Source organism: Pseudomonas rustica (genome assembly GCF_018336155.1).
Classification (GTDB): Bacteria; Pseudomonadota; Gammaproteobacteria; order Pseudomonadales; family Pseudomonadaceae; genus Aquipseudomonas; species Aquipseudomonas rustica.
The window spans coordinates 336224-350968 of the sequence record NZ_JAGYHF010000004.1; the positions used below are offsets into that span (position 1 = coordinate 336224).

At 58.2% G+C, this 14745-nt stretch carries 14 protein-coding genes; 9 read left to right on the forward strand and 5 right to left on the reverse strand.

Features of this window, described 5'->3' with window-relative positions; genetic code table 11:
• Position 1: 1 nt before the first annotated feature.
• Both lpdA and KFS80_RS09490 read left to right on the forward strand, forming a co-directional pair.
• On the forward strand, positions 2 to 1375 hold the full coding sequence (gene lpdA, locus KFS80_RS09485) for a dihydrolipoyl dehydrogenase (RefSeq protein WP_212544639.1): 1374 nt from the start codon (positions 2 to 4) through the stop codon (positions 1373 to 1375).
• A gap of 233 nt (positions 1376 to 1608) precedes the next feature.
• A complete protein-coding gene (locus KFS80_RS09490) occupies positions 1609 to 2628 on the forward strand; it encodes a branched-chain amino acid aminotransferase (RefSeq protein ID WP_053121443.1) in 1020 nt (339 codons plus the stop codon).
• 151 nt (positions 2629 to 2779) lie between these two features.
• Here the strand turns inward: KFS80_RS09490 and KFS80_RS09495 are convergent, their stop codons facing one another.
• The 3 genes from KFS80_RS09495 to KFS80_RS09505 all read right to left on the reverse strand — a co-directional run bounded on the left by KFS80_RS09495 (position 2780) and on the right by KFS80_RS09505 (position 5722).
• On the reverse strand, positions 2780 to 3601 hold the full coding sequence (locus tag KFS80_RS09495; RefSeq protein WP_212544640.1) for a TIGR03915 family putative DNA repair protein: 822 nt from the start codon (positions 3599 to 3601) through the stop codon (positions 2780 to 2782).
• Positions 3598 to 4818 (reverse strand): putative DNA modification/repair radical SAM protein, encoded by a 1221-nt coding sequence (locus tag KFS80_RS09500; protein WP_212544641.1) that lies wholly within the window; start codon positions 4816 to 4818, stop codon positions 3598 to 3600. Before KFS80_RS09500 ends, KFS80_RS09495 begins: the two co-directional genes overlap by 4 nt.
• Positions 4819 to 4960: 142 nt before the next feature.
• On the reverse strand, positions 4961 to 5722 hold the full coding sequence (locus KFS80_RS09505) for an ArsR/SmtB family transcription factor (protein ID WP_212544642.1): 762 nt from the start codon (positions 5720 to 5722) through the stop codon (positions 4961 to 4963).
• Between the two features lie 78 nt (positions 5723 to 5800).
• On the opposite strand from KFS80_RS09505, the gene KFS80_RS09510 reads away from it, so the two are divergent.
• The 3 genes from KFS80_RS09510 to KFS80_RS09520 all read left to right on the forward strand — a co-directional run bounded on the left by KFS80_RS09510 (position 5801) and on the right by KFS80_RS09520 (position 8230).
• Positions 5801 to 6904 carry a cytochrome P450 gene (locus KFS80_RS09510; RefSeq protein ID WP_212544643.1) on the forward strand — a complete coding sequence of 368 codons (1104 nt, stop codon included), beginning with the start codon at positions 5801 to 5803 and terminating at the stop codon, positions 6902 to 6904.
• Between the two features lie 434 nt (positions 6905 to 7338).
• Positions 7339 to 7716: a DUF6124 family protein gene (locus KFS80_RS09515; protein WP_159814693.1), complete on the forward strand. Its 378-nt coding sequence runs from the start codon at positions 7339 to 7341 to the stop codon at positions 7714 to 7716.
• Positions 7717 to 7918: 202 nt separating this feature from the next.
• Positions 7919 to 8230 (forward strand): helix-turn-helix domain-containing protein, encoded by a 312-nt coding sequence (locus tag KFS80_RS09520; RefSeq protein ID WP_212544644.1) that lies wholly within the window; start codon positions 7919 to 7921, stop codon positions 8228 to 8230.
• Positions 8231 to 8406: 176 nt separating this feature from the next.
• On the opposite strand, the gene KFS80_RS09525 is transcribed toward KFS80_RS09520, so the two are convergent.
• Positions 8407 to 8745, reverse strand: coding sequence for an FKBP-type peptidyl-prolyl cis-trans isomerase (locus tag KFS80_RS09525; protein ID WP_053121462.1), 339 nt, complete (start codon positions 8743 to 8745; stop codon positions 8407 to 8409).
• Between the two features lie 163 nt (positions 8746 to 8908).
• Here KFS80_RS09525 and KFS80_RS09530 point away from each other — a divergent pair, with 163 nt between their 5' ends.
• On the forward strand, positions 8909 to 9988 hold the full coding sequence (locus KFS80_RS09530) for a sensor domain-containing diguanylate cyclase (RefSeq protein ID WP_212544645.1): 1080 nt from the start codon (positions 8909 to 8911) through the stop codon (positions 9986 to 9988).
• An 8-nt stretch (positions 9989 to 9996) separates the two neighbouring features.
• Here KFS80_RS09530 and KFS80_RS09535 read toward each other — a convergent pair whose 3' ends face one another.
• A complete protein-coding gene (locus KFS80_RS09535) occupies positions 9997 to 10302 on the reverse strand; it encodes an RcnB family protein (RefSeq protein WP_053121466.1) in 306 nt (101 codons plus the stop codon).
• A gap of 323 nt (positions 10303 to 10625) precedes the next feature.
• Here KFS80_RS09535 and KFS80_RS09540 point away from each other — a divergent pair, with 323 nt between their 5' ends.
• The 3 genes from KFS80_RS09540 to tcuC all read left to right on the forward strand — a co-directional run bounded on the left by KFS80_RS09540 (position 10626) and on the right by tcuC (position 14733).
• The gene (locus KFS80_RS09540; protein ID WP_338109592.1) at positions 10626 to 11228 is read left to right on the forward strand and encodes a LemA family protein; all 603 of its coding nucleotides are present in this window, start codon (positions 10626 to 10628) and stop codon (positions 11226 to 11228) included.
• 24 nt (positions 11229 to 11252) lie between these two features.
• Complete coding sequence (locus KFS80_RS09545) at positions 11253 to 13115, forward strand: M48 family metallopeptidase (RefSeq protein WP_212544647.1); 1863 nt, start codon at positions 11253 to 11255, stop codon at positions 13113 to 13115.
• Between the two features lie 325 nt (positions 13116 to 13440).
• Positions 13441 to 14733, forward strand: coding sequence for an MFS transporter (gene tcuC, locus KFS80_RS09550; RefSeq protein WP_212544648.1), 1293 nt, complete (start codon positions 13441 to 13443; stop codon positions 14731 to 14733).
• Positions 14734 to 14745: the final 12 nt, after the last annotated feature.

A 14745-nucleotide genomic window follows, 5' to 3' on the forward strand; every position in this document is an offset into this window, starting at 1 on the left:
CATGCAATCTCTGAACACCACGCTGCTGATCATCGGCGGTGGCCCCGGCGGTTATGTAACGGCGATCCGCGCCGGGCAACTGGGCATTCCGACGATTCTGGTCGAAGGCCAATCGCTGGGCGGCACTTGCCTGAACATCGGCTGCATCCCGTCGAAAGCGCTGATTCATGTGGCTGAGCAGTTTCACCAGACCCGGCATCACAGTCAGCATTCGGCGCTGGGCATCAGCGTTGCCGCGCCGACCCTCGACATCACCAAAAGTGTCGAGTGGAAGGACGGCATCGTTGATCGCCTGACCACAGGCGTGGCTGCCCTGCTGAAGAAGAACAAGGTTCAAGTGATCAATGGCTGGGCCAAGGTCATCGACGGCAAGACTGTTGAAGTCGGCGACACGCGTATTCAGTGCGAGCACCTGGTGCTGGCGACCGGTTCGACCAGCGTCAATCTGCCGATCCTGCCGATTGGCGGGCCGATCATTTCCTCCACCGAAGCGCTGGCGCCGACATCCGTGCCGAAACGTCTGGTGGTGGTGGGTGGGGGTTACATCGGTCTGGAATTGGGCATCGCTTATCGCAAGCTAGGCGCCGACGTCAGTGTGGTCGAGGCTCAGGATCGCATCCTGCCGGCCTACGACGCCGAACTGACGCAACCGGTGCATGACGCGCTGAAGCAACTCGGCGTGAAGCTGTTCCTGAAACACAGCGTGATGGGTTTCGACGGCACATTGCAGGTGCGTGACCCAGAGGGCGAAACGCTGAACCTGGAAACCGATCAGGTGCTGGTCGCCGTCGGTCGCAAACCGAATACACAGGGCTGGAATCTGGAAGCGCTGAATCTGGACATGAACGGCTCGGCGATCAAGATCGACAGCCGCTGCCAGACCAGCATGCGCAATGTCTACGCGATTGGCGATTTGAGCGGCGAGCCGATGCTGGCCCACCGCGCCATGGCGCAGGGCGAAATGGTTGCCGAGTTGATCAGCGGTAAAACCCGCGAATTCAGCCCGACGGCGATTGCTGCGGTGTGCTTTACCGATCCGGAATTGGTGGTGGTCGGCAAGACGCCGGACGAGGCTAAAGCTGCGGGGCTGGACTGCATTGTGGCGAGTTTCCCGTTCGCGGCGAATGGCCGGGCGATGACGCTGGAGTCGAAAAGCGGCTTCGTGCGCGTGGTCGCTCGTCGGGACAATCATCTGATTGTCGGCTGGCAGGCGGTGGGCGTAGGTGTATCCGAGCTGTCGACCGCGTTTGCGCAAAGCCTGGAAATGGGCGCGCGGCTGGAAGACATCGGCGGCACCATCCATGCGCATCCGACCTTGGGAGAAGCGGTGCAGGAAGCGGCGTTGCGTGCCCTCGGGCATGCGTTGCACCTGTAATTTACGGGGGCTGTGATGGCCTCTTCGCGAGCAAGCCCGCTCCCACAGGGGGAATGCATTTCAAATGTGGGAGCGGGCTTGCTCGCGAATTCTTGAGAGCAACGCGATTTATCTGTCTGTCATCCGATAGTCCGGGCTGCGAAACCGCTCAAGAATGAAGTATTGTTGTGCCCATCCAAAAAACGTCAGAAGCCTTGAACCGTTTCGACGGTTGTTCAGTGATAGAGGGTGTCATGGGTAACGAAAGCATCAATTGGGACAAGCTGGGTTTTGACTACATCAAGACCGACAAGCGCTATCTGTCGTACTTTCGCGATGGCGAGTGGGACAAAGGCACCCTGACCGAAGACAACGTGCTGCACATCAGCGAAGGCTCGACTGCTCTTCACTATGGCCAGCAGTGCTTCGAAGGCATGAAGGCCTATCGTTGCAAGGACGGCTCGATCAACCTGTTCCGCCCGGATCAGAACGCCCTGCGTATGCAACGCAGCTGCGCGCGTCTGCTGATGCCGACCGTTGATACCGAGCAGTTCATCGAAGCCTGTAAGGAAGTGGTTCGTGCCAACGAGCGTTTCATTCCGCCTTATGGCACCGGCGGCGCGCTGTACCTGCGCCCGTTCGTGATCGGCGTGGGTGACAACATCGGCGTGCGCACTGCCCCCGAGTTCATTTTCTCGATCTTCTGCATCCCGGTCGGCGCCTACTTCAAGGGCGGCCTGACCCCGCACAACTTCCAGATCTCCAGCTACGACCGCGCCGCCCCACAAGGCACCGGCGCAGCCAAAGTCGGCGGCAACTACGCGGCCAGCCTGATGCCGGGCTCGAAAGCCAAGAAAGCCAACTTCGCTGACGCGATCTATCTGGATCCGATGACCCACACCAAGATCGAAGAAGTCGGTTCGGCCAACTTCTTCGGGATCACCCACGACAACAAGTTCATCACCCCGAACTCGCCGTCGGTTCTGCCAGGCATCACCCGCCTGTCGCTGATTGAACTGGCGAAATCGCGTCTGGGCCTGGAAGTGGTTGAAGGCGACGTGCTGATCGACAAGCTGTCGGACTTCAAAGAAGCCGGCGCTTGCGGTACTGCGGCAGTGATCACGCCGATCGGTGGCATCAGCTACAACGATCATCTGCATGTGTTCCACAGCGAGACAGAAGTCGGCCCTGTGACCCAGAAGCTTTATAAAGAGCTGACCGGTGTACAGACCGGCGACATCGAAGCGCCAGCGGGTTGGATCGTTAAGGTTTGATTTGACGGCTCTGGATGTATAAAAGCCCTCCACCGAGTGATTGGTGGGGGGCTTTTTTGTTGTGGTGATAAAGATCAAAAGATCGCAGCCTTCGGCAGCTCCTACAGGAGATCTATGTAGGAGCTGCCAAAGGCTGCGATCTTTTGATCTTCTATTTCAAGGCAATCCTTTTTCCGGCACGACTGGCGATCCCACTCGCCTGCCCGTTCTGCTGCTTCCCCATCCGCGCCTGCGTAATCAGTCCAGGAATCAACTCGCCCTCCGGCAGATTCTTCCAGAACCGCACCGGCAAATGTCCCTGCATGACCTTCGGATTCAACCGCGCCGGATTGAAGATGTGGCTGTAATACGTCAACCACAGATCACCATGCGGATCATCGACGTTCTGCGCCAGTTGCTGCCATTCCACGGGGCATTGACGCTGGTGAATCAGTTGCTCGCCATCGTAATAAACCCCGTCACGCGGCGTCGCGATCAGCCAGCGATGGCGGCCCATGCGCCCGATGAAATGTTCGCTGGCACTGTGCAGGATGTCGTGCATCGGTTCGTGCCATGCCACATATTGCGGGCCAGCGCTGGCTGACGGGCGTTCGATGAAGCGCACAAACGCATGCAGGTGATGGGCTTCGCGGCGCACCTGTTTTATACGCCGCTGTAGCTCGCTGCCAAGCTTGTCTCCGGCGAGCATGGCCGTGCGATCGCCATGGCTGACCCGCCACAGCACTTCATATAAAAGACTCCAGCGTTGATCGCCGCGGTATTGCGCCGCTTGTTCCAGCGTATCGAGCAATACACGCGGGATCCTCGCCATAAACGGCCCCTGACCTTCTGGAACTGGAGCATCACTGGCGAACAGGTCTCCCACCCCTTCCGACGCCCAGCTCACCAGACTTGGATCGATTTCATGGCTCAGCAGCCAACGCGCTTGCTGACGCCACGTCTCGAACAGATCGTCGCAATCAAGATTGATCATCCCCATAACCCCATCTGTTGCGGCATCGGCCGGTCGCGCAATTGCTGATAGAGCAAATGGCTGGTGACTTCGGCCTGCTGTGGGTGGTAATCGCTGGTGATGATGAACGGCTTGGCCTTGGCCAGCACGCAGCGCATGCGCGCGACGTCTTCGTAGCGGATTCGGCGCTGACGACGCAGCTCGACCAGGCGTTCGGTGGTGCGCAGGCCGATGCCAGGGATACGTGAGATCAGAGACGCTTCGGCACGGTTCAGATCCAGCGGGAACACTTCACGATTCTGCAGTGCCCACGCCAGTTTCGGGTCGATGTCCAAGGCCAGATTGCCCGGGCCCTTGAGCAGTTCGTCAGCGCTATAACCGTAGCTGCGCAGGAGGAAATCGGCTTGGTACAAACGGTGTTCACGCATCAATGGCGGCGCGGCGAGGGGCACGCTTTTCGGGCTGTCGGGGATCGGGCTGAATGCCGAATAATAAACCCGCCGCAAACGAAAGTTGCCGTACAGCGACTGCGCACTGTGCAAAATTGTGTTGTCGTCGGTGTCATCGGCGCCGACGATCATTTGCGTGCTCTGCCCAGCGGGCGCGAACTTCGCTGATCGGGGTTCATTGAGAACGGTTTGCACACCGGTGTAGATGGTGTTCATGGCCAGCTTGATCGAGCCGATATCCTTCTCCGGCGCCAACGTCTGCAGGCTGGCGTCGGTGGGCAGTTCAATATTCACGCTCAAACGATCGGCGTAACGCCCCGCTTCTTCGATCAGCGCAGGATCGGCTTCGGGGATGGTCTTAAGGTGGATGTAACCGCGAAATTCATGTTCTTCGCGCAGCAGCTTCGCGACGCGCACCAGTTGCTCCATGGTGTAGTCCGCCGAGCGGATGATTCCGGAGCTGAGGAACAAGCCGCTGACACAGTTGCGCCGGTAGAAATCCATGGTCAGCGCCACCACTTCTTCCGGCGTGAAACGTGCGCGGGGGACGTCACTGGAACGGCGATTGACGCAGTATTGGCAATCGTAAAGGCAGAAATTGGTCAGCAAAATTTTCAACAACGACACGCAGCGACCGTCCGGCGTGTAGCTGTGGCAAATGCCCATGCCATCGGTCGAGCCCAGGCCACTCTTGCCCTCGGAGCTGCGTTTGGGCGCACCGCTGCTCGCACATGACGCGTCGTACTTGGCGGCGTCGGCGAGAATGCTCAGCTTGTCGATGATTTGCATGGCGCGGGCTCTTTACTGTTTGGATATACAGTATAGCGTCGCGAGCTTGCGCACAAGGTTGGGCACGACCCCTCGTCGGCTTGGAGCGAAGATGAAAAGATCGCAGCGTTCCGCAGCTCCTACGTAGATTCGGGATCGGGGTTCATCGGGTGTACACACCTCCTGTAGGAGCTGCCGAAGGCTGCGATCTTTTGATCTGGCCTTTATCAATCGCCACCTCAACACCAAACCGCACACTGATTTCCTTGCGCCCTACGGCCGTCAACGCCAACGCCCGACTGTCCAGATCCTGCGTCACCCACTTACGCCGCAACGCCGCTTGCAACAACGCCGCCCCTAACGAGCCACCCAGATGCGGCCGACGCATGCTCCAGTCCAGACAAGGACAAGCAAACTTGCGGCGCAACGTGCTCAAATCCTGAACCTCGATACCCAGACCTTCAAACAGCGCCGCGCCACTGTCACTCAAGCGATACGCCTGCTCGTCCGTCTCCACCAGCCATCCCGCCTCGATAAAACGGTCATGCAGCCACACCGCCAGCGTCCCCGCCATATGGTCATAGCAAGTCCGGGCGAATTGCAGACGATCCGGCGTGTGCGGCTTGAACGTCGGCGCGGCGCTTTGGCCAATCACCATCAAGGCTTCCAACGCCTGGGCGACGCGCTGATCGGCGAGGCTGTAATAACGATGACGGCCCTGCACATGCAGACGCACCAGCGCGAGATCCTTGAGTTTGGCCAGGTGCGCACTGGCCGTGGAGGCGCTGACCTCGGCGATGGCCGCCAGCTCCGTAGGGGTGCGGGCGTGGCCGTCCATCAGCGAGCAGAGCATTTTCGTACGCGCCGGTTCCGCGATGGCGGCGGCCACTTGCGAAACGCCGATGTCTTGATGTTCTGCGTGCATATTTCGCTCCCGGACGAATCGTCGCCGCTGACGACTGACGATACTCGCAACACTTTCCTGACGACAAGGCTGCGAACCATGGATCCGATCAACGCTGCGACTCATACCGATCCCTATCCTTATTACGCATCGCTGCGTGCTCAAGGAGGCTTGGTGTTTCATCAGGAACTGAAATTGTGGGTCGCCAGCAGTGCCCGTGTGGTGTGCGCGGTGTTGGCGCATGCCGATTGCCGCGTGCGTCCTGCACAGGAACCGGTGCCGAAAGCGATTGCCGGCGGCATGGCCGGCAAAGTGTTCGGCCAGTTGATGCGGATGAATGATGGCGAGCGTCAGCGTTGCCCGCGTTCGGCAATCGAGCCTGCGCTTGAGCTGATCAATAAAGCCGAGGTTCGCGCATTGGTGGCTGCACGGTTAATAAACGTGGACGCCGACGGCTTATATAAAGCCATGTTTCGCGGGCCTGTTTGCGTGGTCGCGGCGCTGCTTGGTTTTACCCCGGCGCAGGGCCGGGCGATCAGTGCGCTGACGGCGGATTTCGTCGCCTGTCTCTCGCCGTTGAGCAATGACCTTCAATTGGCGGCGGCGCATGCGGCGGCTGAGCAGTTGCGCGGGTATTTCATCGAGTTGCTGGCTGAGGCGGACAGCGCTTTGCTGACGGAAATTCAGCGGCGTTTTGAAGGGGATGAAGAAGCGCTGATCGCCAATTTGATCGGGCTGTGTTCACAGACTTATGAAGCCACTGCCGGGTTGATTGGCAATGCTTTGGTGGCGCTAAAGAGTCGGCCCGATTTGCGTGAGGCGTCGATGGAAGCGGTGTTGGCGGAAGTGCAGCGTTTTGATCCGTCAGTGCAGAACACGCGACGGTTTGTGGCGCAGTCCTGCGAGATTGATGGGGTGCGCGTTGAGGCTGGAGATGTGATTCTGCTGTTGTTGGCCTCGGCCAATCGGGATCCGGCGTTGAACGAGCATCCTGACCAGTTTTTGCCGGATCGCCCGAACCGGCGCAGTTTCAGTTTTGGCAGCGGACGGCACCAGTGTCCCGGGCAAATACTGGCGATGGAAATTGCCAGTGCGACTGTCAGAGAAATCCTCGATCACGGTGTGAATCTGGAGCGACTGGCCTGGCATTACCGGCCTTCGCTGAATGGGCGGATGCCGATGTTCAGTTTCGTGGGTGACTGATAGGCCGCCTTCGCGAGCAAGCTCGGCTCCTACAAGGATTTGCGCGTCGCCGATCAACTGTAGGAGCAAAGCTTGCTCGCGAAAGCCCCGGAAAAACGCAGCATCATTTCGGCATCATCCACAAGGCTACAGCGCCTTGCGCCTTTGCCTACAACTACGCCAGAATCCGCCGGCTTGTGCGGTTTGGGGGCTGCCGGTAACTTGGTTCGCGTCACTGAATGTTCAGTGATCGGGTTTAGTCGCTCGGTAATCCACTCAATCTGTACAACGTTCCAGACAGTGGGTATTTCGATACCTCACTCAATGGTAGCTGTGCGCAGGGCGCCTTCGGGTGCGCCGGTTTGGGTGGGTTTTCCGGTCGACTAACCTGCGTATAGCTGCCACCTCTCGTTTAGTCGCGAAGTGGTGTCAGCATCACTTTGGAAACCTCCGCAATGTTCAAAGTAACGCCGAATCCACCGGAAACAGATGCCATACCCGAATCAGATCCAACCTCCCCCTACTCCGCCCCCAATTCCAGAAAACTCCACGAAGCTGCCGAACGCGCCCTCGACCATTACCTCAAACCGCACCTCCCGTCCGAACGAAAACCCAGCACCATGTTCATCGTCGCGCCGGACATGGAAACCGAATCCCTGTTAGCCCACGCCTGCGAATCCATGGCCTCCGCCAGCATCATGCTCAGCGACTTCGCCGGCCTGCTCGAAACGCCCTACCGCAACACCCTGCTCGGCATCCAGCAAGTCGTCATGCTCGGCGAACTCGCCGTCAACCGCGCCCTCGACAACCTCGAACCGCCCACCCGAAACTGAGACTGAAAACTGTGGCGAGGGAGCTTGTCGAATCGTCGCACCGTCCCGCTCGGCTGCGAAACAGTCGCAAAACCGGTATCTGCGGTGTATCTGAATTACCCGGATCGAATGGTTTTAGGGTCGCTACGCAACCCAGCGGGAGCAAGTTCCCTCGCCACAAAAAAGCAGGCCGTCTGAAACCAAGGAAACAGGCTATGGACCCATGAAGGATCATCCAGACCACAATCAATGCTTTTCAAGTATTTGGGATGCACTGGAAGACACCCCGCAGCACGCAGCCGATATGCGTCGGCGAGCCAAACTGATGCGTACGCTTTGCGAGACCATTCGCGCCTGGGAGCTTCCTCAGAAGGACGCAGCGAAACGGTTGGGCATCACTCAACCACGCCTCAATGATGTACTCAACGGTAAAATCGACAAGTTCTCGCTGGATGCATTGGTCAATCTGTCCGCCGCTGCGAAATTAGAAGTAGATATCTGCTTTCTCTTGGCTCCGCCACTGCAATGGGCCTGATATCAGCTATCGCCTAAAGGCACTTCAACCCAACCACCGCTAGAAGTCCGCAAAGTTAGAATGCGCAGGCTTTTTGGATAACCTCAACATCATCCAGTGAGGGCAACGCTTCGCTGGATGATAGAGGCGCATTCCTTGTGTTCACGGCTCAAATAAAAACACCTAAGCCACCCACCTCAATCCTCCCGCGTCAAAACCTCCAACAACTCAATCTCAAACACCAGATTCGAATTCGGCGGAATCTTGCCCATCGTCCGTTCGCCATAACCCAAATGCGCCGGCACCAGCAATTTACGCTTACCGCCCACCTGCATCCCCATCAGCCCTTGATCCCAGCCCTTAATCACACGACCGGTGCCAATCACGCACTGAAAAGGTTTGCCACGGCTGTAGGAAGAATCGAACTCGCTGCCGTCTTCCAGCCAGCCTGTGTATTGGGTGGTGATCAGCGCGCCTTTGACGGCGGCTTTGCCCTCGCCTACCTGAAGATCGATTACCTGCAGTTCATCATTCATAACATTCGCTCTATTGTTCAGCAGGCCGCCGTTTTCCCAGAATTGCTGGCTGTTGGCAACCCGAACACGCAGATCAACGCTGTATCCGAATCGAGTGATGACGAATTAAGATAGCCAACCGCCACTACTTCACGGATCGATTCGCCATGCCGGCAGCGCCCGAATGACCCAGCTCTGGATCGGCCTCGCCGTTGGCGTGATTTTGCTGGCCGTGATAGCCGTGCTGTTCTGGCGCGAACGTGAATTGCGTCGGCAACTCGCCGATTACCGAGAGCTGCTGACCCGCGCAGCCGATGGCCAGAACATCCATCAGGACGGCGATGCCGAGCGCTTTAAACGTAGCCAATATTTCGCGCGAATTGGCACTTGGGATTGGGAGGTCGATACCGATCGGTTGTACTGGTCGGACGCCATCTACGGCATGTTCGGTTTCAAGATCGGTGACATCACCCCGTCCTACGCCCTCTTCTGCTCCTGCGTACACCCGGATGACCGCGTGCGGGTGCGCGAAGGTGAGTTGCGTTGCCTGGAAACCGGGGAAAACCATGACGAGGAATACCGCGTGGTCTGGCCCGACGGCACGATTCGCTGGCTGCGCGAGACCGGCAACGTAGTGCGCAACGACCATGATGCGGTGATCAAAATGATGGGCGTGGTGCGCGACATCACTGAAGAAAAGGCCTCGGCCAGCTACCTCCAGCACCTCGCCCACTTCGATCCGCTGACCGGTTTGCCCAATCGTCTGGTGCTGGAGCAACGGCTGTCCGAAGCACTGGATCAGGCGCGACAAACTGAAACCCGCGTCGCGCTGGTGTTCGTCGACCTCAACGGTTTCAAAAACATCAACGACCTCTACGGCCATGCCGCCGGCGACCGCGTTTTGATCACCACCGCCACCCGCCTGAAACGCATCCTGCGCAGCACCGACACCGTCGCGCGGATTGGCGGTGACGAATTCGTGGTCATCCTGCAGGGCCTGTCACCAAGCCTCAACCTGCAGGACGAAGCCCGCAGCATCTGTCAGAAAATTTTCATCGAACTGTCGCCACCGATCAGCATCGGCAACAACCAGCGCCACATCGGCACCAGCCTTGGGGTGGCAGTGTTTCCGGATCATGCGACGGCGATGGATCGGCTGCTGCACATTGCCGATCTGGCGATGTATGAGGCTAAGCGCAGTGGGAATAATCAGTATCGATTGGGCGGGGAAAGCCCTGCGCGAGTGCATGCGCAGGGCTTTTGAATCTCAACTTAACGCGGAACCGGTTTCATCTCGACAATCGTCCCGTTGGTAATCATCACCATGACGTACTGATCATTGATCTGCACCCATTGCGCCTGCTCAACCGGTTTTTTCAGGCCTTTGGCTTTCCAGTCGATGGCTTTTTCGCTGCGTTGATAGATATCCGGGGCGCGGTCGTTGACCTTCAATTCGCGGTCGCTGACCGGGGATTGAACGGAGGGATCGCTTGAGGTTTGCGCCGCTTGAACAAGTGGACTGATCCCGGCAATGCCGGCGACGAGGGCCAGGCTGGCGATTAGGGTTTTGCTGTTCATCGGTGAACCTCTATTGATGTGTGATACCTGAACTCCGACTGCGGGGCGCGGGAATCATTCCGTGTTTTTGCTATGGCTGGCCGGGAAATTGTAGTCGCCGGTCATGCCGCCTTCGCTGGCAAGCCAGGCTCCCACAGGATTTTCATGTGTCCGTAAATTTCGTGAACACAGCAAAACCTGTGGGAGCGGGCTTGCTCGCGAATGCGGTAGCCCAGGCAATATATCTAGCGACTGACACACCGCTTTCGCGAGCAAGCCCGCTCCCACAGGAGTGATGTTTTTGCGCTACCATGCCGCGCAATTTCCCGCCGAGTGAAAAGGACATCACCGTGAACACCTATCTCGTCGTCAATCTGGTTTTGCTGGCGCTGTGCGCCCTCTACGCCATGCGCGTGTTCAACTCGCTGGTGGCGCGGCGCAACGAAATCAAGAACGCCTTCGCGCAAGTCGAAGTGCAGCTCAAACGTCGTTATGACCTGATCCCCAATCTGGTGGCCATCGCCAAAGGTGCGATGGCCAACGAACGCGAAACCCTCGAAGCCGTGATCGTCGCGCGCAATGCCGCAGTGGCGGTGCTTGCAGCCGCACAGTCGCAACCGGGCAAGGCGCAAAACATCGAACAATTGGGTCAGGCCGACAGCGCGCTCAACGGCGCCGTGGATCGTTTGACCGTGACGCTCGAGGCTTATCCGGATCTGAAAGCTTCGCAGAACATGCTGCAACTGAGTGAAGAGTTGAGCAGCACCGAGAACAGAGTGAGTTTCGCGCGCCAGGCTTACAACGATGCGGTGATGGCTTACAACACGCTCAAACAGAGTTTTCCGGCGGTGCTGCTGGCGACCAGTTTTGGCCACGGCACCGATGCCGCTCCCCTTAAATTCGCTGACACATTGGCCATCAAGGTCGCTCCAAAAGTGTCGTTCTGATCCTCTTTGCCAACGGATGGCTTCATGAATTTTTTTGAACAACAGCGTCAGGCTCGACATCAGACTGCGCGGCTGATCTTGCTGATGGTCATGGCAGTTGCCTGCCTGATTCTGCTAACCAGCCTGCCCTTCGTCATCGGCGCCTTTGATCGCCGACACAACAGCGACATGGGCGCCGCCTGGCGTGCGTTGGCGTTCACCGCAACATGGGTGTCGGGCATTGTGCTGGCGGGCAGTCTGTACAAATTCTTTCAACTGCGCGGTGGCGGCAAAGTCGTTGCGCAGACGCTTGGCGGGCGCTCTGTTAACGAAGACGTGCGCACGCTGGAAGAGCGCCAGTTAATGAATGTAGTCGAGGAAATGGCGCTGGCCTCTGGTGTCCCTGTACCGGCGGTTTACCTGCTGCCGGATGAGAGCATCAACGCTTTCGCCGCCGGATTCACGACCGAAGATGCAGCGATCGGTGTGACTCAGGGTGCAATAACACTGCTGACTCGCGATGAGTTGCAAGGCGTCATCGCTCATGAGTTCAGCCATATCTACAACGGCGATATGCGCCTCAACACGCGGTTGGTGGCAGTGGTTCACGGAATACTGGTGCTGGGTTTGGCAGGCGCTTCCTTACTCGCAGGGCTAGCCAATACCGGCAAGGGTGAAAAGCGTGATGGCCGGTTGGTTTTCGTACTGGCTTGTCTCGGACTGATACTGTGCGCGGCCGGTTTTGCCGGTAGTTACTTTGGCAATCTGATCAAGGCAGCGGTCAGTCGCCAACGCGAGTTTTTGGCGGATGCCAGTGCCGTGCAATTTACGCGCAACCCCCAGGGCCTTGCCGGTGCGCTGAAAAAGATTGCCAGTCAAGGTTCGTCCTTGAGTTCACCACGAGCCCAGCAGTTCAGTCATCTGTACTTCAGCGACGGCTCAGCAAAGCCGTTGAAAAACCAGCTAGCCACTCACCCTGATATTGGCGAGCGCATTCGGCGGATTGATCCTCTTTGGGATGGCAGTTTTACCAATATCCCGGGATCAATCCAAGCGCGAACCGAGCCTCGAACCTTTCCGCATCTGTCTGACGTCTTCAGCATGGTTCCTGATTCAGCCATGGCTGTGCTTTACGAGATGAATGCGGATCAGGCTCCCATTTCTACCATCGGCGTCATCCCCCAAACTCTTAAAGATGCCGCTCACAGCACCGGTGGCGCACAGGCCATCGTCTATGGATTGCTAATTTCCCGCTCGCCTTCACTCTCGGCAATTCAACTCGATGCACTGCGAGATGATATCGACACCACAATATTCGACACCCTCAACCAGCTACATGAACCGTTATCGACGCTCAATCCCGGACTGCACCTACCGCTTCTGGATCTCGCTATCCCCAGCCTCAAGCACCTGGACAAGAAGCCCTTCGCGGCGATGAAGCAAACCATGAACCGGCTGATAAATGCCGACAACGAAACCGAGCTACTGGAGTGGACACTGCTGCGCATCGTCGAACGCAATGTCGAGGGCGCGCCTGCGGTTCAGTTCAAGTTCGGTTTGTTCCAATGCGCGGAACAATTGCTGGTTTTGCTCAACGCCATGGCCCGCGCCGGGCAGCAGAATCAACAGGCAGCCTTGCAGGCGCTGCATTTTGCCTGGGAAGGACTGACGTTCGAACCGCCGGAAGAACTGCCGATTGAACTGGAAGAACTGGCAGGACTGGAAGCGGCGATCAAGCGTCTGCGCCATCTTATGCCGGAAGAGCGGCCCGCCCTGCTCAACGCGATGACTCGTTGTGTGATGCATGACGGCGTAATCACCGTGGCTGAGGCGGAAATTTTCCGCGCGGTGGCTGATTTGCTCGATTGTCCGTTGCCACCGTTTCTGGTCGCAACTGCTGACGCGTAGACCGCCATCGCTGGCAAGCCAGAATGCCACAGGATTGCGGGGTGCTCGCAAAATCTGTGGTCACCCCGATCAACTGTGGGAGCGGGCTTGCTCGCGAATGCGGTAGCCCAGGCAATATATCTAGCGACTGACACACCGCTTTCGCGAGCAAGCCCGCTCCCACAGGGTTGTGCGATGTCGTTAAGGGTATTGATCCGCTTTACACATCAATGCATGCCAACAATGCAATTAACATATTGTTACACCTGCGCCACCATCCGCCCCAATAACATCCGTGCGCAGACTCTCCGTGGCGCACGTCATAAAAGCGGTGGAGTACTTTGCTATGACAGCCACAATCCCTCACGGCGGCTCGCGGGCCGGCGCCATTTTCCGGGTGACCTCGGGCAACTTCCTCGAACAGTTCGACTTCTTTCTGTTCGGCTTCTATGCCACACAAATCGCGTCGGTGTTCTTCCCGGCGAGCAGTGAATTCGCGTCCCTGATGATGACCTTCGCGGTGTTCGGCGCAGGCTTTTTGATGCGTCCGCTGGGGGCAATCGTGCTCGGTGCGTACATCGATGACGTCGGTCGCCGTAAGGGTTTGATCGTCACGTTGTCGATCATGGCCAGCGCCACGATATTGATTGTGTTGGTGCCCGGATACGAAACCATCGGCCTGTTTGCGCCGGCGCTGGTGCTGATCGGGCGTCTGTTACAAGGCTTCTCCGCCGGTGCGGAATTGGGCGGGGTTTCGGTGTATTTGTCCGAAATCGCTACGCCGGGCCGCAAGGGCTTTTTCACCGCGTGGCAGTCGGCCAGTCAGCAAGTAGCGATCATCGTTGCCGCTGCGTTGGGCTTCGCGCTGAACGCATGGATGGCGCCGGACGTGATTGCCGATTGGGGCTGGCGCATTCCGTTTTTCATCGGTTGCATGATCGTGCCGTTCATCTTTCTGTTGCGTCGTAATCTGGCGGAAACCGAAGAGTTCGCCTCGCGCAAACACCGTCCAAAAATGGGCGAAGTGTTCCGCACCCTTGGCCAGAACTGGGTGGTGGTGCTCGGCGGGATGTTGATGGTCGCCCTGACCACCACCGCGTTTTACCTGATCACCGTGTACGCGCCGACCTTCGGCAAAACCGTGCTGCACCTGAGCACCTCGGACGCGCTGCTGGTGACTTTGCTGGTCGGCGTGTCGAACTTCTTCTGGCTGCCGATCGGCGGCATGTTGTCGGATCGCATCGGCCGTCGTCCGGTGCTGATCGCGATGTCGCTGCTGGCACTGGCCACGACTTATCCGGCGCTGTCGTATCTGGTGCAGGCGCCAAGCTTCAGCCACATGTTGCTGTCGCTGTTGTGGCTGTCGTTTATCTACGGCATGTACAACGGCGCGATGATTCCGGCGCTGACCGAGATCATGCCGGTCGAAGTGCGTGTGGCCGGATTCTCTCTGGCGTATAGCCTGGCGACCGCGATTTTCGGCGGTTTCACCCCGGCCATGTCGACCTTCCTGATTCAGTACACCGGCGACAAAGCCGCGCCGGGTTACTGGATGAGCATCGGCGCGCTGTGCGCATTGTGCGCGACGCTGTACCTCTATCGCCGCGCGGGCGGCCGTCTGCAACCGGTTGCCGCATAAGGAATAATGACC